The 20,131-nt window shown below is 51.4% G+C and carries 20 protein-coding genes and 1 tRNA gene; 15 read left to right on the top strand and 6 right to left on the bottom strand.

Annotation, left to right across the window (positions count from 1 at the left end; genetic code table 11):
- Nucleotides 1-4: 4 nt before the first annotated feature.
- Entirely contained in the window at nucleotides 5-592 is a 588-nt protein-coding gene (locus tag HRQ87_RS07345; RefSeq protein WP_174136821.1) for a TetR/AcrR family transcriptional regulator, read from the bottom strand.
- A 79-nt stretch (nucleotides 593-671) separates the two neighbouring features.
- Between HRQ87_RS07345 and HRQ87_RS07340 the strand changes: the two genes are divergently transcribed.
- The 13 genes from HRQ87_RS07340 to HRQ87_RS07280 all read left to right on the top strand — a co-directional run bounded on the left by HRQ87_RS07340 (nucleotide 672) and on the right by HRQ87_RS07280 (nucleotide 14,236).
- Nucleotides 672-902: a hypothetical protein gene (locus HRQ87_RS07340; RefSeq protein ID WP_174136819.1), complete on the top strand. Its 231-nt coding sequence runs from the start codon at nucleotides 672-674 to the stop codon at nucleotides 900-902.
- A gap of 144 nt (nucleotides 903-1,046) precedes the next feature.
- Nucleotides 1,047-2,333 carry a homoserine dehydrogenase gene (locus HRQ87_RS07335; RefSeq protein WP_174136816.1) on the top strand — a complete coding sequence of 429 codons (1,287 nt, stop codon included), beginning with the start codon at nucleotides 1,047-1,049 and terminating at the stop codon, nucleotides 2,331-2,333.
- Between the two features lie 51 nt (nucleotides 2,334-2,384).
- Nucleotides 2,385-3,347 carry a class II fructose-bisphosphatase gene (gene glpX, locus HRQ87_RS07330; protein ID WP_174136814.1) on the top strand — a complete coding sequence of 321 codons (963 nt, stop codon included), beginning with the start codon at nucleotides 2,385-2,387 and terminating at the stop codon, nucleotides 3,345-3,347.
- A 9-nt stretch (nucleotides 3,348-3,356) separates the two neighbouring features.
- Nucleotides 3,357-5,099, top strand: coding sequence for a single-stranded-DNA-specific exonuclease RecJ (gene recJ, locus HRQ87_RS07325; RefSeq protein WP_174136812.1), 1,743 nt, complete (start codon nucleotides 3,357-3,359; stop codon nucleotides 5,097-5,099).
- A 76-nt stretch (nucleotides 5,100-5,175) separates the two neighbouring features.
- Nucleotides 5,176-5,250 (top strand) — tRNA-Glu (locus HRQ87_RS07320).
- Nucleotides 5,251-5,295: 45 nt separating this feature from the next.
- Nucleotides 5,296-6,234 (top strand): phosphate ABC transporter substrate-binding/OmpA family protein, encoded by a 939-nt coding sequence (locus HRQ87_RS20565; RefSeq protein WP_343035191.1) that lies wholly within the window; start codon nucleotides 5,296-5,298, stop codon nucleotides 6,232-6,234.
- A 582-nt stretch (nucleotides 6,235-6,816) separates the two neighbouring features.
- Entirely contained in the window at nucleotides 6,817-7,503 is a 687-nt protein-coding gene (locus HRQ87_RS07310) for a hypothetical protein (protein WP_174136808.1), read from the top strand.
- Between the two features lies 1 nt (nucleotide 7,504).
- The gene (locus tag HRQ87_RS07305; protein ID WP_174136806.1) at nucleotides 7,505-8,518 is read left to right on the top strand and encodes a hypothetical protein; all 1,014 of its coding nucleotides are present in this window, start codon (nucleotides 7,505-7,507) and stop codon (nucleotides 8,516-8,518) included.
- Nucleotides 8,519-8,536: 18 nt separating this feature from the next.
- Nucleotides 8,537-10,198, top strand: coding sequence for a Dyp-type peroxidase (locus HRQ87_RS07300; protein WP_174136803.1), 1,662 nt, complete (start codon nucleotides 8,537-8,539; stop codon nucleotides 10,196-10,198).
- Nucleotides 10,199-10,216: 18 nt separating this feature from the next.
- Nucleotides 10,217-11,578, top strand: coding sequence for a cytochrome P450 (locus tag HRQ87_RS07295; protein WP_174136801.1), 1,362 nt, complete (start codon nucleotides 10,217-10,219; stop codon nucleotides 11,576-11,578).
- 24 nt (nucleotides 11,579-11,602) lie between these two features.
- Complete coding sequence (locus HRQ87_RS07290) at nucleotides 11,603-12,373, top strand: glutathione S-transferase family protein (RefSeq protein ID WP_174136799.1); 771 nt, start codon at nucleotides 11,603-11,605, stop codon at nucleotides 12,371-12,373.
- A gap of 175 nt (nucleotides 12,374-12,548) precedes the next feature.
- The gene (locus HRQ87_RS07285) at nucleotides 12,549-13,310 is read left to right on the top strand and encodes an electron transfer flavoprotein subunit beta/FixA family protein (protein WP_174136797.1); all 762 of its coding nucleotides are present in this window, start codon (nucleotides 12,549-12,551) and stop codon (nucleotides 13,308-13,310) included.
- The gene (locus HRQ87_RS07280) at nucleotides 13,310-14,236 is read left to right on the top strand and encodes an electron transfer flavoprotein subunit alpha/FixB family protein (RefSeq protein WP_174136795.1); all 927 of its coding nucleotides are present in this window, start codon (nucleotides 13,310-13,312) and stop codon (nucleotides 14,234-14,236) included. The genes HRQ87_RS07285 and HRQ87_RS07280 overlap by 1 nt, the downstream gene beginning before the upstream one ends.
- A 123-nt stretch (nucleotides 14,237-14,359) precedes the next feature.
- Here the strand turns inward: HRQ87_RS07280 and HRQ87_RS07275 are convergent, their stop codons facing one another.
- A complete protein-coding gene (locus tag HRQ87_RS07275) occupies nucleotides 14,360-14,671 on the bottom strand; it encodes a metalloregulator ArsR/SmtB family transcription factor (protein ID WP_174136793.1) in 312 nt (103 codons plus the stop codon).
- Between the two features lie 68 nt (nucleotides 14,672-14,739).
- Here HRQ87_RS07275 and HRQ87_RS07270 point away from each other — a divergent pair, with 68 nt between their 5' ends.
- Entirely contained in the window at nucleotides 14,740-15,648 is a 909-nt protein-coding gene (locus tag HRQ87_RS07270; protein ID WP_246251843.1) for an acyl-CoA desaturase, read from the top strand.
- Between the two features lie 9 nt (nucleotides 15,649-15,657).
- Here HRQ87_RS07270 and HRQ87_RS07265 read toward each other — a convergent pair whose 3' ends face one another.
- Complete coding sequence (locus tag HRQ87_RS07265) at nucleotides 15,658-16,782, bottom strand: TraB/GumN family protein (RefSeq protein WP_174136789.1); 1,125 nt, start codon at nucleotides 16,780-16,782, stop codon at nucleotides 15,658-15,660.
- Between HRQ87_RS07265 and lepA the strand changes: the two genes are divergently transcribed.
- Entirely contained in the window at nucleotides 16,781-18,580 is a 1,800-nt protein-coding gene (gene lepA, locus HRQ87_RS07260; RefSeq protein WP_174136787.1) for a translation elongation factor 4, read from the top strand. The two genes, HRQ87_RS07265 and lepA, sit on opposite strands and share 2 nt — an antisense overlap.
- A 30-nt stretch (nucleotides 18,581-18,610) precedes the next feature.
- On the opposite strand, the gene HRQ87_RS07255 is transcribed toward lepA, so the two are convergent.
- The 3 genes from HRQ87_RS07255 to HRQ87_RS07245 all read right to left on the bottom strand — a co-directional run bounded on the left by HRQ87_RS07255 (nucleotide 18,611) and on the right by HRQ87_RS07245 (nucleotide 20,107).
- The gene (locus HRQ87_RS07255; RefSeq protein ID WP_174136785.1) at nucleotides 18,611-19,054 is read right to left on the bottom strand and encodes a helix-turn-helix transcriptional regulator; all 444 of its coding nucleotides are present in this window, start codon (nucleotides 19,052-19,054) and stop codon (nucleotides 18,611-18,613) included.
- Nucleotides 19,051-19,419, bottom strand: a complete 369-nt coding sequence (locus HRQ87_RS07250; protein WP_174136783.1) for a DUF4258 domain-containing protein — start codon at nucleotides 19,417-19,419, stop codon at nucleotides 19,051-19,053. The genes HRQ87_RS07255 and HRQ87_RS07250 overlap by 4 nt, the downstream gene beginning before the upstream one ends.
- A 418-nt stretch (nucleotides 19,420-19,837) precedes the next feature.
- Nucleotides 19,838-20,107, bottom strand: coding sequence for a type II toxin-antitoxin system Phd/YefM family antitoxin (locus tag HRQ87_RS07245; protein WP_174136781.1), 270 nt, complete (start codon nucleotides 20,105-20,107; stop codon nucleotides 19,838-19,840).
- Nucleotides 20,108-20,131: the final 24 nt, after the last annotated feature.

Here is a 20,131-nt window from a genome sequence, read left to right as displayed (position 1 = left end):
ATATCTATGCGCCCACCGACTTTCGCACCATATCCCAATACAAATCAGCCACAGTATCCAGATCAAGCCTGCCGTCTTCACGGTACCAGTGTGCCACCCCCGTCAACATTGCAATCAAAGCCATGGTCGCAATTTTGGTATCCTGCAGCACAAAATATCCTGCGTCTTGCCCTTGTATCAAAATCTGCTCAAGTGCATTTTCGTAAACCCGACGCAGGTTTGCGATAATATTGAAATTATCGGGCGTCAGATTGCGCAGCTCCATATACGAAATAAAAACCAGATCGGTCCGTTCAAGATGAAAAGCGATGTGGAAACGAGTGAACGCCTCAAGCTGTTCAAGCGGCGTGCCTTTGATGCCAGCATCTGCGTGTGCAGTCAGCAATTCATCCATATGGACCTTTAGCAGATCGAACAAAAGGCTTTGTTTATCAGGGGTGTAATTATAAAGTGCACCTGCCTGAACATCGACTTCGGCGGCAATCTGGCGCATCGAAACGGCGGCAAATCCATGCTGCGCAAACAGCCGCAGCGCCGCCCCATGGACCTTGGGGCCAGTAATTTCCGAATGAGAACCTTGTTTACGCGCCATACGGACAACTTTTAACTGAACAAGCGTTCAGTGCAACGGTTTGCTTGCGTCTGCAACCCCGATACGGCTAGAAAACGCCATGATCCGTATTCTGCTTTTATGTTTCACCTTAACTGCCTGCACATCGTTTCCTGATCTGGATGATACGGTGACGGAACGCGCACGTACGTCTGATTACCCGCGTATCCTGCCGTTGGATCAAATCGTTGAACAGGCCAACGACACGCAGATTACGCCTGATACAACAGCTGATCTGGAAGATCGCGCAGAACGGCTGCGCAGGCGGGCGGATCAGATGCGTAATCAATAAGAGCTAATATCGGCTTAATTTTCAGCATCTTGGAAATACATTGAATATCAAGATGGCGTAGGTCTGCCCAGAACGCACCCTTGCGTTGCGGCGGTGAAGTTATCCAGCTAAAGGAAGTGCGAACAGACAATGACGGAGAAGAACATGAACCATCCCCTGCGCCTTGGTATCGCTGGTCTGGGGACCGTTGGTGTCGGTGTCGTCAAGATTATCCGCAAACATGCCCAGCTTTTGGAACAGCGCACGGGACGCAAGATTGTCATCAGCGCCGTATCTGCACGAACGCGCGACAAGGATCGTGGTGTTTCATTAAGTGGATATGACTGGGAAGATGATCCGGTGGCACTTGCAAAGCGCGATGATGTCGATGTCTTTGTGGAGGTGATGGGCGGCAGTGATGGCCCCGCCAAGGCGGCAACCGAAGCCGCAATTGCAGCTGGTAAAGATGTGGTGACCGCGAATAAGGCAATGCTTGCATTACACGGTCAGACACTGGCGGAAACCGCGGAAGAAAAAGGGACCGTGATCCGGTTTGAAGCCGCCGTCGCAGGCGGCATTCCTGCTGTCAAAGCCCTGACCGAAGGCTTGGCCGGCAATGAAATCACACGTGTCATGGGCGTGATGAACGGCACCTGCAATTATATCCTAACGCGGATGGAGGCCACGGGCCAAGGCTATAATGCACTGTTCGATGAAGCTGATAAGCTGGGCTATCTTGAAGCCGATCCCAATCTGGACGTAGGGGGTATTGACGCGGGCCACAAGCTGGCGTTGCTGGCATCCATCGCGTTTGGAACCAAGGTCAGCTTTGACAATGTCGTGCTGGAAGGCATTCAGCGGATCAGCCTTGATGATATAACCCGAGCGGCCGATATGGGATTTCGGATCAAACTTCTGGGCGTCGCACAAATGACCGCGCGTGGGTTGGAACAACGCATGACGCCTTGTCTTGTGCCCACATTATCGCCCTTGGGTCAGCTGGAAGGTGGGACCAATATGGTCGTGCTGGAAGGCGACAGTATCGAACAGATCGTCCTCCGTGGCCCCGGCGCTGGCGAAGGTCCAACCGCCAGTGCAGTGATGTCTGATATCACTGACATTGCACGTGGCATCAGGGTATCGACCTTTGGTCAGCCTGCAAAAACACTGACAAACGCGCCGCCATCCAGATCGGCCACACCCGCCCCCTATTACCTGCGGATGGAACTTCAGGACAAACCCGGTGCTCTTGCCAAAGTGGCAAGCATATTGGGCGAAGCAGGCGTTTCCATCGACCGCATGCGCCAATACGGCCATGCAGACACAACTGCGCCCGTTCTGATCGTGACGCACAAGACAACTCCGGCGGCGCTGGAACAGGCAACCGCAGGTCTTGCGAAAACCGATGTTCTGGTAAGCGATCCCGTTTCCCTGCGGATCGAGGTTTTATAATCATTTCATCTGCTTCACTCAAACATTCACTATCAGCAACAGGATAACGACATGGCCGATATAGTAGAATTTCACGACCGGATGTTATCGCTTGGGCTTGCCCGCGTTTCAGAAGCAGCCGCATTGGCATCGGCCAAGCTGATCGGACGCGGCGACGAAAAAGCCGCCGATCAGGCTGCTGTGGATGCCATGCGCAAACAGCTGGATATGTTGGACATCAACGGCGTTGTGGTCATAGGCGAAGGCGAACGCGACGAAGCCCCCATGCTTTATATCGGCGAAGAGGTCGGAACTGGCAAAGGCCCCGGCGTTGACATTGCACTTGACCCGCTTGAAGGCACAACACTGACCGCAAAAGATATGCCGAACGCATTGGCGGTGATTGCAATGGGGCCGCGCGGATCAATGCTGCACGCCCCTGACGTTTATATGGATAAATTAGCGATTGGGCCGGGATATGACCAAGGTGTGGTGTCACTGGACATGACACCGTCGGAACGCGTTGCTGCACTGGCCAAGGCCAAAGCGTGCACGGCTGACGATATTACGGTATGCATTCTGGAACGCCCTCGCCACGAAGATCTGATTACTGAAGTCCGCGCGACAGGCGCAGGTATTCGGCTGATCACAGATGGTGACGTGGCCGGCGTCATGCATTGCGCCGAAGCCGACGTGACCGGCATCGATATGTACATGGGGTCAGGCGGCGCGCCCGAAGGCGTATTGGCTGCCGCTGCGCTGAAATGCATGGGCGGGCAGATTTACGGGCGCCTGATCTTTCGTAATAACGACGAAAAAGACAGGGCTGCCAAGGCAGGCATCACCGATCTGGACCGTATTTATGATCGCGACGACATGGTGACCCAAGATGTGATTTTTGCAGCAACCGGCGTCACTGACGGGTCAATCGTGCCAGGTATCAAGCGCGAAGTCGGATATCTGACCGCGACCACAATCCTGATGCGATCAAAAACCGGATCTGTCCGACGTATGACCTATCGCAATCCGGTCTGAGCTTACGTTTTGAGTTTTCTGGGCGTCACATCATCCCTGACCAGGCGGCGATGGGTTGGACTGAGCGCCGATCAGGATCGTATGGCCCAAGCGATGGTACAGACTACCAACCTGCCAGATGCGCTATGCAAAACGCTGGTGCGGCTTGGCGTCAGTGCCGATGATGCGCAGGCTTATCTTTCACCTGCTTTGCGTGATCTGCTGCCTGATCCACGCAGTTTGCGGGATATGGAAACAGCAGCGACACGTTTTCTGACCGCAGCAAATCAACGCCAACGCATTGCAATCTTTGCCGACTATGACGTGGATGGCGGCAGCTCGGCTGCACTGCTGATTGTCTGGTTGCGACAAATGGGGGTGCAGGCAACGCTTTATGTTCCGGACCGCATCGACGAAGGATACGGTCCCAATGATACGGCCATGGCGGATCTGGCGACACAGCACGATCTGATCGTCTGTGTCGATTGTGGCACGCTTAGCCATGGGCCCATCGCCGCCGCCAAAGGCGCGGATGTGATCGTTCTGGACCATCATTTGGGCGGCGAAACCCTGCCCTCGGCATTGGCGGTGGTGAACCCCAATCGACAGGATGAAAGCGGTGATCTGGCACATCTTTGTGCCGCAGGTGTCGTGTTCCTAATGCTGGTCGAAGCGAACCGTCAAATGCGCAGCGCAGGTCAAAACGGCCCGGATCTGATGGCAATGCTGGATCTGGTTGCATTGGCAACAGTCGCGGATGTGGCCCCTTTAATTGGCGTCAACCGGGCTTTGGTGCGCCAGGGTCTGAAAGTCATGGCGCGCAGACAACGCCCCGGTCTGGTGGCCTTGGCGGATATCGCGCGCATGGACAGCCCCCCTAACAGTTATCACCTTGGGTTCTTATTGGGCCCCCGCGTGAATGCAGGCGGGCGCATTGGTCAAGCCGATCTGGGCGCACGCCTTTTGGCGACAGATAATCCAAACCAGGCAGCTGCTTGGGCGGAACGTCTGGATGAATTGAACACTGAACGCCGCGATATCGAAATGCGTGTCAGGGCCGAAGCAATGGAACAAGCCGAGGCGCGGGGTTTTGATGCCCCACTGGTCTGGGCTGCAGGCGAAGGATGGCATCCGGGTGTCGTCGGCATCGTTGCCTCGCGACTGAAAGAAGCCACCAATCGCCCCGCCATAATTATTGGATTGGATGGTGACGAAGGCAAAGGATCAGGACGATCCGTATCAGGTGTTGATCTGGGGGCCGCGATCCAAAGATTGGCCACTGAGGGCCACCTGATCAAGGGCGGTGGACATAAGATGGCTGCAGGCCTGACTGTTGCACGCGACCAACTGGATGACGCAATGGCACGTTTATCTGATCTGTTGGCAAAGCAAGGTGCAGGCACATCTGGTCCGGCTGATCTGCGATTGGACAGCGTACTGATGCCCGGTGCTGCAACGCCCGAACTGATTGAGCAGATCGACGCAGCAGGCCCCTTTGGCGCAGGTGCCCCTGCCCCGCGCTTTGCTTTCCCCGATATGCAAATCGGCTTTGCCAAACAAGTGGGCGAAACACATCTAAAGCTGAACATCGGCGATGGATTGGGCGCAAAACTGGATGCCATCTGCTTTGGCGCTTTTGAAACCGATCTTGGACCCAGACTGATGCAACACGCAGGCGCACGGTTCCATCTGGCCGGCCGGCTTGAGATTAATAATTGGGGCGGACGCCAATCGGTCCAGTTGCGATTGGAAGACGCAGCCCCTGCGACATAATTTTTCATAAAATGACGCAAAAACCCTCTTGCTCTATACGCAGGCTTTGCCTAAATAGCGTCTCACGCCATGGTATGGCCCGTTCGTCTATCGGTTAGGACGCCAGGTTTTCAACCTGGAAAGAGGGGTTCGATTCCCCTACGGGCTACCACTCATTCATACATCGCTGTATTTTAATGCTTTTGTTTGATAGGTTATTTTATGCTTATCAGCGGCTGTTTTTTCAGGCCAGATCAATAACTGGTCTGAATTGGGTGGTCCGGATGCATCCATCACGCTTTACGTGCCACAAGCACGTTCAAATACTTGGGTGGCATTTGACAATACAGTTATGCGGGCAGAACGCGCGCGCCTGAATGCGTCAGCCAATGTTCTTGAAACCAATGCCGAAGTTGCTGATGCATTGGCCAGTGATAATTTTGGGATCGGCGTCACGACATATTCAAAACTTGGCAACGCACAGCCGATGACCATCGGGGGTACATGTGGCATTCGTACCGAAGCCAACCCATTCACAATCAAAACCGAAGAATATCCACTGGCCTTTCGTCTTTACACATATAAAAACGCAACCCGATCACCGGCTGTCGTTGATAGTTTCCTGAACTTTCTTGACACCAACGCCGCCGAAGAGATTCTGCGTGAAAACGGATTTGTCAGCGAAGCTGCAGCATCGGTAAAAGTAAACGAACAAGGCAACCGCTTTGCATCGATCTTTCTGGCATCCGACGAAGAAATGCGGATGGAAGACCTTCAAGTCATGATGCAGTCACTGATTGCGGCGGAGCGCCTTAGTATAACGTTCCGTTTTGAACAGGGCGGCGCAAGCCTTGATGGTCGCGCGCTTTCTGACCTTGATCAGCTTGCGAAACTGATCGCAGATGGATCCTTTAACCGCAAAGACATTTTGCTTGTTGGCTTCACAGACTCAGTTGGTCCAGGCGAATTGAACCAACTCCTTAGCCAGCAACGTGCAGAAGAGGTTCGCAACGAACTGCTGCAACGTCTTCCGCAATCTGCTTTGTCAAACGTGAATATTATCTCATCTGGATATGGTGAGGTATCTCCATTGGGATGTAACGAAACCTTTAATGGTCGTCGTATCAACCGCAGAGTAGAAGTTTGGGTGCGCTAACCCGTTCTGAATAAATCGATAAAGGGCTGTCTGTTATAAAAACAGACAGCCCTTTTCTTATGGAATACAACGCTTTTTAAAGCGCACAATACGCACAATCGCGGCACCCAGCGTATACCGGGAAAAACAAAAGGTTGACCCAAGGGAAGATCAGCGATTAAGATATCTTCGGTAAAGTTGAAAGACTTTGCGAATTTTGAACGATCATAGCTCGCGATATTTACACACTGCGGGTTTATTTTAAGACGAATATTTTCAGCGCGATTGCTGAGACAGCTACAAACCATTGCTTGCGCTTTTATATGCACGCATTGATCTTACTATAAATGGGTCAGAATTTTATGGGATCCGATCCAGTTGTCAAAGTGATCAAAACCGCGATCTGGCTTTATTATCCAGAACGTCATTTGAATAGAAATTGTTTTGAAGAAGAGTATTAGCTGGGGAGCTAAATAAGTTCAGACATTTGCGGGCTGCAATGAACGTGGGGATTAAATCCACGCAATGCTAAGCCGTGACCGCCTTTGATATCTGACTGTCGGCTCACCCAATCAAGTGAAGATTTAAGACAGGACCATTATTATGTCTAATATAGCAGGAAAGGCGTATGCGATGAATGTCGTGACGCCCAGCAATCCTAAAATCACCTGGATCAATCGACTTCTGTTTATGGCCGCACGTGGGTTGCCTTCGAACCTGATGGGTCTTTTGGGGTTGTCCCTGATTCACTTTGCGCGTTGGGTCATTATCCGACCGCAAGACTGGCCCGATCTAGGTCAGGGCAAGCAAAACTTGGATAATGATTATGTCCTGTTTTGTTCAAATTTCAACGGGACATGGGACCAGTATATCGATGCTTTTTCAGATGGCATCCCCAAAGGTCTGGACCTGTTTTGGTATTCGGCCACTAAATATCCAAAATCAATCCCAGTGACGCCGTTCAAAAATTATATCACCTATAATCAAATCAATACCGATTATTATTACAACGCAACACCAGGTGCCGCACAGCGCGATATCAAGTCCAGCCTTCAGGTCTATGATACGCTTTTGGCCCTGCAAGACGCCCATGCTACGCAAAGCCCGGGCGATTTCCAAAAAACATATCACAAGGCCCTTTCGGCCATTCAGCTTGCCCTTGGTGATCCGGGGTTTGGGCCGGTGGCCAGCCTGGAAACCGAACGCGCTGATGTGAACCGCGCGCATTACGTCAAAGATGCTCAGCAGACATTTGACAGCGTACGCGATGCAATGAATAAGGAACATTGATATGCCTGATCTTGATACCGGCCATATTTTTCTGACCACACTCGCCCCGATCAAAACATCCAATACCGGTGGATCCACATCGTTCGAACAGCAAGCCCGGATTGCGCTGGCAAAACTGCCAACCGCCCTGCAATCGCCCGCCACTCAAAACATCGGCATCAACAGCCCCTTTGCACGTAATACACGCAATCATCTGGCGCGCATGTTTGTACTGAGTGACGTGATTTATAACGGCCGCACCGGGCAGAACCCAGTGGTTGGCACCATCATGGGCGTTAACCCAACAGACCTGCAAAAAGTCGATAAGCTGAATGCGCCTTACCTGGTCTTTTGCGCTGAAATTGATGCGATCACAGAAGACGGTGCGCCTTTGCCCACAGATCTTTCACCCGATGAGCAAAAGCAGGTTCGTGCCGCATATGCCCGCAAACTTTGGCACACGATGGAGTTTGAAATCCAGGATGTTTATTCCAACTGCGTAGGTTTTGAAAACGTTGATGATGCCGATCAATTCGCGGCGTATCTTGAAAGATGTCATGTCGAAACGACTATGCCATTTCATGACTATTATCTTGAACTACCACCCTTTCATAATCTGGCCGTCAAACCGCTGTTAGCCGCAGTTCTGGTTCCGGCAGTCATCGCTATTTTGTCTCTGCTTATGCGGGTTTTTGGTTTGCTGACACTGCCTTGGATCGGTTTCAGCACGCTTTGGACCTTTGTTATCGCAGCCACCTTGACCGTTGGTATTTCCATTTGGGCGATCAGATTTGCGATCAAAAACGGGGAAAAGCCATTAGCTCCAGGCAAATACGATGATCTGCCATCGGTTTTGAAGTCGCTTTATCTGCAACAGCATTTTTCAGATTTCGTCGTCAAACATCAAGGCACGACAGCTGCAAAATTACACAAGGATTTCGGGGCCTTTCTAAAACGTCATAAACCTGATGACACAACTACGCCAACCCAGGGTCCGGGCATTATTTCATCCCGGCCAGTGCCCAAAAATATTTGATAAGATCGGATTTTTGATATGACACGCTCGCTTAATCTTGATGACATTCAGGGCAATGTTACCCGCGCCTATGGCCGGTTTTCCTTTCCTTTTGCCCGGTATTTCTTTTTGCATATCGCAAACTGCGAAGCTGGACGCAATTTTGTCGATATCGTCCGGCGCAAGGTGACAACATCGGCCCGCTGGCCCGAACAAGTGCCCAAACCGGACTGCACCTTGAACATAGGTTTCACCGCCAAAGGGTTGATGCAACTTCAATTGCCATCGCGCACCTTGAACGGGATGCCGGACGAATTCATTCAAGGCATGAAAGCCCGCGCCTTTGTTCTTGGCGATAGGGATGCAACAAAGACCGAGGCCGAAGATACCGGCTGGGACGATCATTGGGACCCGATTTGGAAACAAAATCGTTCGGGCGACAGCAATGATGTGCACATCTGGGTTTCCATGAATGCGCAACTGAAAACACCCGGCACGACTGACCCTGTTGATGCGCTGGAAGATCAAACTAACTGGCTGCGCGGAGTTTGCCATGCCTCAAAGGGCGGTGTTCGCATTCTGGCCACCAACGGACGCAATGGTGATCAGGAATATCAGGCGGCATCCGCTATTTTCGAAGATCATAACGGCGCTAAAATCCCAACGCCCAAGGAACATTTTGGATTTACCGACGGCATTAGCGATCCGGTCTTCGAAGGCCAATATCGCCCCGATGAAATGCCAAAAGCTGTGATCGGACGCGGTAAGCGGGTGAATGGCAAATGGGAACCCATTGCAGCTGGTGAGTTCATTCTGGGTCATCCAGACGAAAGCCAGGAATCGCCGCCCACGTCTGTCCCGCCAGAGTTTATGCGTAACGGAACCTTCATGGCCTATCGCAAGCTGCATGAAAACGTCGAAACGTTTAACACTGTTCTGACCAACGAGGCCAAGCGATACGCCAAGGAAATGAACGTATCCCTTAAGGAAGCCAACGAAACCTTGCGCGCCAAGATGTGCGGGCGCTGGTCGGATGGCGTGCCGCTTTCCAAGGTGTCGACTTATCCTGAATGGCAGAAATTCCGCACGAACAAAGGCTTTGATGACCCTGATCCGTTGACGGCGCTGGCCAAACTGATGGCCTATGTCAGATCACCCGAGGCGATGGATTTCCGCTTTGCCGATGATATGGAAGGCACAAAATGCCCCGTCGGGGCGCATATCCGGCGGGTGAACACGCGCGATTATCTTGATCCGCTGAACAAGGTCGGAATTGATCCGAAAACCGGCAAACCCCATACAAACGAAAAAGCCACCAGCGCACTTAACAAACGCCGCCGCATTCTGCGACGCGGTTTGCCCTATGGCCCGCCGAACTTCGATCATGTCTCAGATGATGTGGAACAGGGGGTGGCGATGATGCTGATGGGCACCAGCCTGTTCCGCCAGTTTGAATTCGTGCAACAACAATGGATCGAATACGGGCTGGATTTTCATCAAGGCAACAACACCTGCCCCCTTCTTGGCAATCACGATCACCACCCCCGCCATACCATTCCCGCCGATCCCGCATCAGGCAAACCGCCTTATGTGATGAGCAAATTGAAAACCTTTGTCGAATGTCGCGGGGGGGATTATTTTTTCATTCCCTCCATGACCGCCCTTCGCATGATTGCGATGGGCATTGTCGATCCGACCTAGTGGACAGGGATAAGACACATGTTTGATAGTATTAAGAATAAATTCATTTCGATTTTTCGCACATTGTCGGTCTGGGGTCAGGGACTTTGGGCCCTGATCCGCCTGATCGGCATTGGTCTGGGCGTTGTTTTCAAAAAAGGTGGCGCCAAAGTAAATCTTGCCGCAGCGTTCGCACAGGCCAGCACACAGCGAATGGCCTTGTCTGTTCTTAGGGCGTTTTTGCCAAACCTTGTGCTGAAACGGCAATTCGTCAAAGCCTATGACAACACAGGAACTGTCGTTGTGACACGGCACGAAGATTGCGTGGATATCCTGAACCGCAATGATGAATTTGAGGTCGTCTACGGCACCCGCATGCGTAAATTGACCGACGGCAACAACTTCTTTCTGGGAATGCAGCCAGGCTGGGATTACACACGTGATACTTCGGCCATGCATCTGGCGATGCGCATGACAGATGTTGCCGATATTATTCAGCCGCGCGCCCAAGAACTGGCCGATAAGTCGGTCAATGAAAGCAATGGCAAAATCGACCTGCCCCCTGACCTGACGCTGCAAATCCCCTGGGATATGACCGACAGTTACTTCGGCACCGGTGGTCCGGATGCAGCCACGATGCAAGACTGGACCACGATCCTGTTCTGGTATCTGTTCGAAGATCTGGGCGCAGATCCCGATTTTGACATCAAAGCGATGAAGTATGCCAGCCAGATGCGGGACTATCTGGATCAGACTATCTCTGATCGTAAAGCAAACCCCACCGATACACCCGATATTTTGAACCGCTGCCTTGCACTGCAACAGGCAGACACGCCCGGCATGGATGATCTGGGCATTCGTAACAATATTCTTGGGCTTTTAATTGGTGCGATCCCCACGATATCCAAAGCCAGTTGCTTCGCACTGGATGAACTACTGAACCGCCCCGATGCACTTGCGGGCGCACATAAAGCAGCTGTTGAAGATAACGATGCTCTGCTCACCCAATACATTTGGGAGGCATTGCGCTTTAACCCCCACAACCCCGTCATTTATCGCCGTGCAACCTGCGATGCCGTGATCGCGCGATCCGCATTCCGCAGCCGCACTGCGCCCAAAGGCAGCATCGTCTTTGCGGCCACGCTATCCGCGACATTTGATCCCTATGCCATTGCAAAGCCAAATGAATTTCGCACGGATCGCCCTTGGCAGGATTACATCATTTGGGGGTACGGCATGCACACCTGCTTTGGGGCTGCGATCAACAAATCTATTATCCCCGCTATTCTGAAACCCCTGTTGCGCCAGAAAAACCTGCGCCGCGCACCAGGACCTGCCGGGCAGATCGATACAGGCAGCACGCCGCATCCGCAGCATTTTCACCTTGAATTCGATGTTTGAACCATCACCAGGAAAGCCCAGCATATGAGCACTGAAAATCTGCTGATCACATTGCTGCCCTCGACCGATGTCGATCTGGGGCGTTGGATTTTGCAGCATCACGGCGTCAGTTATACTGAACGCCCCCACGCACCGATTTTTCATATCCTGGCACTGAAAGCATGGGGGTCGGGCAAGGAAGACTACCCGCTTTGGGTCAAAAACGGCGAAAAAATCCCAACTGTTCCGCAGATAATGGATTATTACGAAACCAACGGCGATCCGGCAAAACGACTGATGCCTGATCCACAAACCGACCCTGAAGCCAATCAAACAGCGGACGAGCTGCAACATTATGCCCGCTTCACCCTTGGTGATTGTGTGGTGAACTGGTCCTATTTCCACCTTCTGAAAACCAAGTCAGCCGTGTGGCCATCAATCACGACAGGTGTGCCATGGTACGAAAAACTGACCTGCCTGATTGCGTTTCCACTGGTACGCAGCCTTATGTACAAGGGTCTGAAACTGGACCAAGCCACTGCCGATCAGGCCCTGATACAGATCTATGCGGGCTTTGATCGGTTCGATGCTTTGCTGGCCGATGGCCGTCAATATCTGGTCGGGCGGCATATGACCTATGCTGATCTGGCCGTCGCGGTCTCTCTTGCGCCGATGATCCTGGCGCAGGGGTATCAGGGATTTTTGCCCAATCAGGCGATGTGCCCAGATGATATGCAAGTCATTTACAGACAGTTGCGCGAACGACCAACAGGTCAGTTTGTGCAAAGGATTTATGATGACCATCGACGCGGTTAAATGACCGCAGCCCGCGTCAGACCGTTGAGATTTGGGCCTGTTTTCAAAAAACGCGACGTCTAAAGATCAGGGCGTGTCGATTTTACCCTGTTTTCCGACGCCTCAACCCGCTAACACATTCCTGAGATTAAAGATTGGGCCCAAACGGCCCACAAAAAATGGGAGAATTACGCCAATGAAGGTCCTTGTACCAGTCAAACGCGTGATCGACTATAACGTAAAAGTCCGCGTCAAGGCGGACGGCAGCGGTGTCGATCTGGCCAATGTTAAAATGTCGATGAACCCTTTCGATGAAATCGCTGTAGAAGAGGCGATCCGTCTAAAGGAAAAAGGCAAAGCAGACGAAATCGTCGCTGTGTCAATCGGTGTAAAACAGGCGCAAGAAACGCTACGCACCGCATTAGCGATGGGCGCGGACCGCGCAATTTTGGTCATTGCTGCCGATGATGTCCACCAGGATATCGAACCGCTGGCTGTTGCGAAAATTCTTAAAGCTGTGATTGACGAAGAACAGCCCGGGCTGGTTTTGTGTGGCAAACAAGCCATCGACAACGATATGAATGCAACTGGCCAGATGCTGTCAGCGTTACTGGGTTGGAGTCAGGCAACCTTTGCATCAGAGCTGGATTTGGATGGCGATCATGCCACGGTAACGCGCGAAGTCGACGGCGGCCTGCAGACGATCAAGGTAAAAATGCCAACAATTGTCACTGTGGATCTGCGTTTGAACGAACCGCGCTATGCATCCCTGCCCAATATCATGAAGGCCAAGAAAAAGCCGTTGGATGAAAAGACAGCTGCCGATTATGGCGTTGATGTCAGCCCACGACTGGAAATTGTCAAAACCTCCGAACCCGAAGAACGCAAAGCGGGCGTCATGGTCGGATCGGTTGATGAACTTGTGACGAAACTCAAAGACGAAGCGGGTGTAATCTGATGGCTGTTTTTCTTATTGCAGAAATATCCAATGGCGAACTGTCCGTTGATGCAACCGCAAAAGCCCTGACCGCTGCCAAACAAATGGGTGAGGTTACAATTCTTTGCGCTGGGACCGATTGTTCGGGTGCTGCGGATGCGGCGGCCAAACTGGACGGCGTGACCAAAGTCCTTTGTGCCTCTGACGCGGCTTACGGCCATGATCTGGCTGAACCGGTTGCTGATTTAGTCGTATCGCTTGCGGGCGATTACAGTCATATCGTCGCGCCTTCGACAGCTGCGTCGAAAAACCTGTTGCCTCGCGTAGCCGCCATGCTTGATGTGATGGTGATTTCCGAAGTGACGGCCGTTATAGATGCCAACACTTTCGAACGCCCGATCTATGCGGGAAACGCAATTCAGACGGTGAAAACAGCAGACGCAAAAATCGTCGCGACCATCCGTACATCGACCTTCGATGTGGCTGGCGAAGGCGGCTCCGCTGCTGTCGAAACGATTGAAGCGACCGCAAATCCGGGCCTCTCTGAATGGATCGAAGATAAAGTCGCCGAAAGCGACCGACCAGAACTGACATCCGCAGGTGTCGTCGTATCTGGCGGGCGTGGCGTCGGATCGGAAGATGACTTTGCCCTGATCGAAAAGCTGGCCGACAAACTGAACGCCGCAGTCGGTGCATCACGCGCCGCTGTAGATTCAGGCTATGCGCCAAATGACTGGCAAGTTGGACAAACTGGCAAGGTTGTCGCCCCTGATCTTTACATCGCCGTTGGTATTTCAGGTGCGATCCAACACTTGGCAGGCATGAAGGATTCCAAAGTCATCGTCGCGATCAACAAAGATGAAGATGCGCCAATCTTTCAGGTGGCAGATTATGGGCTAGTGGCAGATCTATTCACAGCTGTGCCTGAATTGATCGAAAAGCTATAAGCTTTGGCGAAATTAGAAATAAAAGCCCGCACATTTTTGCGGGCTTTTTCTTTGGACCGCTCATCAAGCCCTATCCGGGCTTTCTTTGCGCAGAAGACTTGCAAAGGTCTGATAAGCGATCACCTAACTGCCTTTTCTTGCCTTTGCTTCTTTCTTCAAAGCCCGCGAAGGTGGGCAAACCTCTTGCAGAAACCCGGCCAATGTTCCGGCAAGCGTGGCCCGTTCCATCCCATAGGTCACAAACTGACCTTTCCGTTCACGCCACACCAAACCAGCCCCTTCCAGTATAGAAAGATGTTTAGAAACAGCAGGTTGTGACATATCAAACCGTTTTGCAATTTCTCCGGCAGCCAAGGGCGCTTCTGACAAATACGCCAATATACGACGGCGTGTTGTCGATCCTAATGCCTCAAAAACTTTATCCGGGCTTGACATCAAAAAACCTTTTAACTTATTAGCTATATATCTTATTAATTATAGCCTACAGAGCTTGGATGTACAAGATGCCTAAACTCATTGATACAGACCGTGTTTTTGCCAAGCCTAATACAGACAATCTAACGGGTCACGTTAGATGGTCCCCTGCAAAATCAATTTGGACAATACTGCATACGATTGCCGGGTTGACTGGCATTTTTCTTTTCCCGCAATGGGATGCGCTGGCAGTGTTCATTATTCTGACCGCCATCACTATCTGTGCTGGCCATTCTGTTGGGATGCACCGCCTTCTGATCCATCGCAGTTTCAAAACGCCCCTTTGGATGGAACATCTTCTGGTCTGGTTGGGCACCTTGGTCGGCATGGCTGGCCCCTTTGGTATGATCCGCGCCCATGACATGCGCGATTGGCATCAGCGACAAATCAAATGTCCGCCCCACCCGTCGCATGACGCTGGCTTTTGGAAAGACGCCTATTGGCAAATACACTGCGAATACCTGCTGACCCATCCGCCCCGATTTGAAATCGAACCCAAGGTCGCCAAAGATCGCTTTTACCGCTTCGTGGAAGCGACATGGATGGCCCAGCAATTGCCTCTTGCTATTATATTATGGCTGATCGGCGGCTGGGCCTTTGTTCTGTGGGGCATATCCCTGCGCATCGCCTTGTCTTTGACAGGGCACTGGATGATTGGCCATTTCGCCCATCGGCGTGGCCAACAGGGCTGGTATATCAAGAACCTGCCCGTGCAAGGTTATAATCTGCCCGGCCTTGGCTTGGTCACATTCGGCGAAAACTGGCACGGCAACCACCACGCTTTTCCGCATTCCGCAAAACTTGGCGTTGAGAAAGGCCAGTTTGATCCCGGCTATATCCTGATCCGAGCCATGGGTCTGGTTGGGCTTGCAAGTGATATTAAATATCCCGGATCAGAGCCGATGCGGGATGGGTTGCAGCGTACCGAAACCTTTTGACAGCCAGATTCAAGGATCTGCAGCTTCACCTTTAACAAAGACCCGCTCAACCTGATAGCCATGTTGGCGCAGCAATTCGATCAAACCCATTTCACCTGGCAAATGAAAACTGCCCACCGCAATCACAGCATCGCCTTCCTGCAAAAAGGAATGTGCTGCCTCAATGAACTTCAAATTCCTTTCATCAACCAGATATCCCTGCATCAGACTATAAGACGTTTCAAACCTGTCGCCCAAACTTTCTGAAAGATACATCCGGTCCAGTGCCATCATTTCACCAATACGGCCCTGGTCGTACAAAAAATAGGCGCCCGCACGATTGGTTTTGACGTCATTCGGAGCCAAATAACTGCCATACACTTCAATAATGGCTTGGGCTAACCTGAACCCTGATCGGCTGTTCAGTTTTTCGCCAAACGCCCTGTGATGTTCCAACCCAATCACCTTTGCATCAGCATCGTGACCCAACAATGCAATGCGATCATCCTGAATGGGCAGACTGGCAAATGCAAAATCATTGCACGGATCACTCAACAGAACGCTTGCCAAAGTTGCAGGCTTCATCGAATACATCGACCTTGCATCATATCCAATCGACGCCATGCGGGTCTTGATAAGCGATTGAATTTCATCATCAATATCTTCAAACATTTGAAATATCTGCCGCCCGTTGGCATAGTGATATTCAGCTGAATTAACTACGTTTAAATCCTGCCGCGTCATGGCTGTAAAATCGACTTCGGTCGCGACCAGTTTTGCGCCAGCCAGAATATCACGAAATTTATCAGGCAGATCCAGAATATGGGGATCGTTTGAATGGAACGTTCCCCAAAGGTGGGACACCTGACCGCGCGCGGATGTTATCTTCCAAAGCTTACCAACAGAATTTGGCATGCTTTCTGCATAGTCAGCAGCCTGTGCAATCAACTGTGGTGTATAAACCTGTTCGTCCAAAACAGGAGTTTGAACAAAACAGGCCTCACGCGTGAACCAATCTTGTGCGCAAAGCGTTGTTGGGAATAGCAAACCGATCAAAATCAAATATCTCATATTCAAAATAAACCACCATATTTTAAAGACAATTGCAGCGTGGCGCTTGACCAATGTTCTGGCCTCAATCATATCCTCATTCATGACCGAGTTATCAAAAATCCGCAACTTTTCCATCGTGGCCCACATCGACCACGGCAAATCCACTTTGGCCGACCGCCTGATCCAGGAAACCGGTACTGTCAAAGATCGCGATATGAAGGCACAACTGCTGGACGCGATGGATATTGAACGCGAACGCGGCATCACGATCAAGGCCAACACCGTCCGCATTGATTACAAAGCCGACGACGGACAAAACTATGTGCTGAACCTGATCGACACCCCCGGTCACGTCGATTTCGCCTATGAGGTCAGCCGGTCCATGCGCGCTGTCGAAGGGTCTCTTTTGGTCGTCGACAGCACCCAGGGCGTCGAAGCGCAGACATTGGCAAACGTATACCAAGCCATTGATGCAGATCATGAAATCGTCCCCATCCTGAACAAAATCGACCTGCCCGCGTCAGACTTGGATCGCGTGGCCGAACAGATCGAAGATGTCATCGGCATCGATGCTTCGGGCGCCATTCCGGTCAGCGCGAAAACCGGCCAGGGCATTCACGCCACACTTGAGGCGATCGTCACCCACCTGCCCGCCCCCAAAGGCACCCGCGACGCACCGCTAAAAGCAATGCTGGTCGACAGCTGGTACGACGCATATCTGGGTGTGATCGTTCTGGTCCGTATCATCGACGGTGTTCTCAAAAAGGGCGACCGGATCAAGATGATGTCCAACGGCACCATCCACCCCGTCGACCGCATCGGTGTGTTTCGCCCGCAAATGGACGTCATCGACGAACTGGGGCCCGGCGAAATCGGCTTTCTGACCGCATCCATCAAGCAGGTGCGCGACACACGCGTCGGCGACACGATCACTCATGAACGCAAGGGCACCGACACTGCCCTGCCCGGTTTCAAACCCAGCCAGCCGGTTGTGTTTTGCGGCCTGTTTCCCGTCGACAATGCCGAATTCGAAGATCTGCGCGACGCCATCGAAAAGCTGGCCCTGAATGATGCAAGTTTCAGTTTTGAAATGGAAACATCAGCCGCGCTTGGCTTTGGCTTCCGCTGCGGGTTTCTGGGGCTGCTACATCTTGAGGTGATCCGCGACCGCATCGAACGCGAATACAACATCGAACTGATCACCACCGCGCCATCCGTGATCTATCACGTCTACATGCGCAACGACACGATGATCGAACTGCACAACCCCGCTGATATGCCCGACCTGACCCATGTCGATCACCTGGAAGAACCGAGGATCAAGGCCACGATCCTTGTTCCCGACGATTACCTTGGTGATGTGCTGAAACTGTGCCAGGACCGTCGCGGTATCCAGATGGATCTAACCTATGCCGGCAGCCGCGCGATGGTCGTCTATGATCTGCCGCTGAACGAGGTCGTCTTTGACTTCTACGACCGCCTGAAATCCGTGACCAAGGGCTATGCCAGCTTTGACTATCAGATGATCGGCTATCGTCAGGACCATCTGGTCAAAATGCAGATTTTGGTCAACGACGAACCCGTCGACGCCCTGTCCACCATGGTCCACCGTGACCGGGCCGAGGCCCGCGGCCGCGCGATGTGCGAAAAGCTAAAAGACCTGATCCCCCGCCACATGTTCAAAATCCCGATCCAGGCCGCCATCGGGGGCCGCATCATCGCCCGCGAAACCCTGGCCGCCCTGCGCAAGGACGTGACTGCGAAATGCTATGGCGGCGACGTCAGCCGCAAGAAAAAGCTGCTGGATAAACAGAAAGCCGGTAAGAAAAAGATGCGCCAGTTCGGCAAGGTGGACATCCCGCAAGAAGCGTTCATCTCAGCGCTGAAGATGGATGGGTGAGCATTTAAGCTAAATACTTACCCAATATCATTAAGCGCAAAGTTTATAATCTTTACCTTGCGCATCAATTATGATCGAGGAGTCATTACTAGATGTTTGTACATGGCTAAGTAATTGATCAATACTTTGATCAAAAGCATCAATCAGCTTTTCGCCAGCTAACCTTCTAATAACAGTCTCTGCTGTTGGATCGATGTCATATTCATCACGCTCCCAACGCCCAATGGTTTGAGCGTCTGCATTTACTTTTGCAGCAAGTTCAGCTTGTGTCATTCCCATTTCTGTACGTAAAAACCTAAGTTCGCGTCCTGAAATCTGACCATCACGAGTTACGATACCACGAGCAATCTCAACATGTAGACCTGCAATATAAGGGACCGTAATGACTTCGTCCCCGTCATCATCAACAACAGGGCTTAACCCATTTATGTAAACATTATCTAGGCCACTTTCGATATATTGATATTTGCTCATTTTTGGACCTCCATCAAAGTTCCAGAACGATTGTCTGTTTCATCAACCCAAAAAACCGTAACTATTTTTATGGTCATGGAATTAAAGTTTGGTATAACCACCGCGCATATTTGCCTACCGTTGCTATTAGGTGTTGAACATTCAATATTATATTTGAAATATCCGTTTTTTGTTGCCGGTTTTGCATCTTTTAAAACAAAACCATTTTTCATTAAATAAAGTATGTCCGAAACTATCAGGCCACGTTCTATAAGACGCTGTGTTGCATGTACTTTATACGCAACAGATAATGCAGGATGTTGCGCGATTTCGCGAATAGCATAGGTTGCCTCTGTCGGGTTCCATGGTTCAACTTTCTGAGACATTACATATCACCATGATACTTTTTGTCAACTACATAGATTAAAATCTTATTTCGAGCTAACTTTAAATACTTACACATCCGCGCACTCCAAAACATCAACCATAGAGAGCAAAGATATAATATTTCCACAATCAAAACTATAAAACTAATTTTGCTTTCCGTAATTTTAAATCAGTCAGAATAAAACGAACTTGATATCCACAAAAACAACATCGCAATTTATCATGCCATTAAGCTTCTATAACGATGGCACACATGACACCCTAAAAAGCACTTGTACATTCAATCTGAACAACAAGAACAAAGCGTATGGAGCAGAGCCCGCTCAAAAGGGCAGCCGGGTGCTGCCCAGTGTTTCACACCGGTAGGTATAAGGTGGTCAGCATTTTATAAGTTAGATGAATAGCTCTACCGAAAGATCAAAGCGACCGTATACGCGGACGGGCCAAAGGGGGTTCGGCTGGCGGCGGACCCACTGTCTCTTCGACACGCTTCAGACGTTCGACCTCAAGTTGCATGGCCAGCATCCGTTCACGTTCCGGCGTGTCATCCAACGCCTGCAATTTGTCCAGATCATAGACCGACACCAACACTGCAACCTGCTGGCCGTGGCGCATCAGGGCGATCCGGTCATTATGAAAATTCACCCGATGCACGCAATCGGCGAAGTGTTTGCGCACCAGGCTCATGGTGATTTCTCGTTACATTTAACG

Source organism: Parasulfitobacter algicola (assembly GCF_013315265.1).
Taxonomy (GTDB): Bacteria; Pseudomonadota; Alphaproteobacteria; order Rhodobacterales; family Rhodobacteraceae; genus Parasulfitobacter; species Parasulfitobacter algicola.
Note: the sequence above shows the minus strand (reverse complement) of the source record. Positions and strands in the feature narration are given on the sequence as shown.

Coding starts and splice junctions, on each gene's coding strand:
- HRQ87_RS07345 (WP_174136821.1), bottom strand. CDS start 592: ATGGCGCGTAAACAAGGTTCTCATTCGGAAATTACTGGCCCCAAGGTC.
- HRQ87_RS07340 (WP_174136819.1), top strand. CDS start 672: ATGATCCGTATTCTGCTTTTATGTTTCACCTTAACTGCCTGCACATCG.
- HRQ87_RS07335 (WP_174136816.1), top strand. CDS start 1,047: ATGAACCATCCCCTGCGCCTTGGTATCGCTGGTCTGGGGACCGTTGGT.
- glpX (WP_174136814.1), top strand. CDS start 2,385: ATGGCCGATATAGTAGAATTTCACGACCGGATGTTATCGCTTGGGCTT.
- HRQ87_RS07310 (WP_174136808.1), top strand. CDS start 6,817: ATGTCTAATATAGCAGGAAAGGCGTATGCGATGAATGTCGTGACGCCC.
- HRQ87_RS07305 (WP_174136806.1), top strand. CDS start 7,505: ATGCCTGATCTTGATACCGGCCATATTTTTCTGACCACACTCGCCCCG.
- HRQ87_RS07300 (WP_174136803.1), top strand. CDS start 8,537: ATGACACGCTCGCTTAATCTTGATGACATTCAGGGCAATGTTACCCGC.
- HRQ87_RS07295 (WP_174136801.1), top strand. CDS start 10,217: ATGTTTGATAGTATTAAGAATAAATTCATTTCGATTTTTCGCACATTG.
- HRQ87_RS07290 (WP_174136799.1), top strand. CDS start 11,603: ATGAGCACTGAAAATCTGCTGATCACATTGCTGCCCTCGACCGATGTC.
- HRQ87_RS07285 (WP_174136797.1), top strand. CDS start 12,549: ATGAAGGTCCTTGTACCAGTCAAACGCGTGATCGACTATAACGTAAAA.
- HRQ87_RS07280 (WP_174136795.1), top strand. CDS start 13,310: ATGGCTGTTTTTCTTATTGCAGAAATATCCAATGGCGAACTGTCCGTT.
- HRQ87_RS07275 (WP_174136793.1), bottom strand. CDS start 14,671: ATGTCAAGCCCGGATAAAGTTTTTGAGGCATTAGGATCGACAACACGC.
- HRQ87_RS07270 (WP_246251843.1), top strand. CDS start 14,740: ATGCCTAAACTCATTGATACAGACCGTGTTTTTGCCAAGCCTAATACA.
- lepA (WP_174136787.1), top strand. CDS start 16,781: ATGACCGAGTTATCAAAAATCCGCAACTTTTCCATCGTGGCCCACATC.
- HRQ87_RS07265 (WP_174136789.1), bottom strand. CDS start 16,782: ATGAATGAGGATATGATTGAGGCCAGAACATTGGTCAAGCGCCACGCT.
- HRQ87_RS07255 (WP_174136785.1), bottom strand. CDS start 19,054: ATGAGCAAATATCAATATATCGAAAGTGGCCTAGATAATGTTTACATA.
- HRQ87_RS07250 (WP_174136783.1), bottom strand. CDS start 19,419: ATGTCTCAGAAAGTTGAACCATGGAACCCGACAGAGGCAACCTATGCT.
- HRQ87_RS07245 (WP_174136781.1), bottom strand. CDS start 20,107: ATGAGCCTGGTGCGCAAACACTTCGCCGATTGCGTGCATCGGGTGAAT.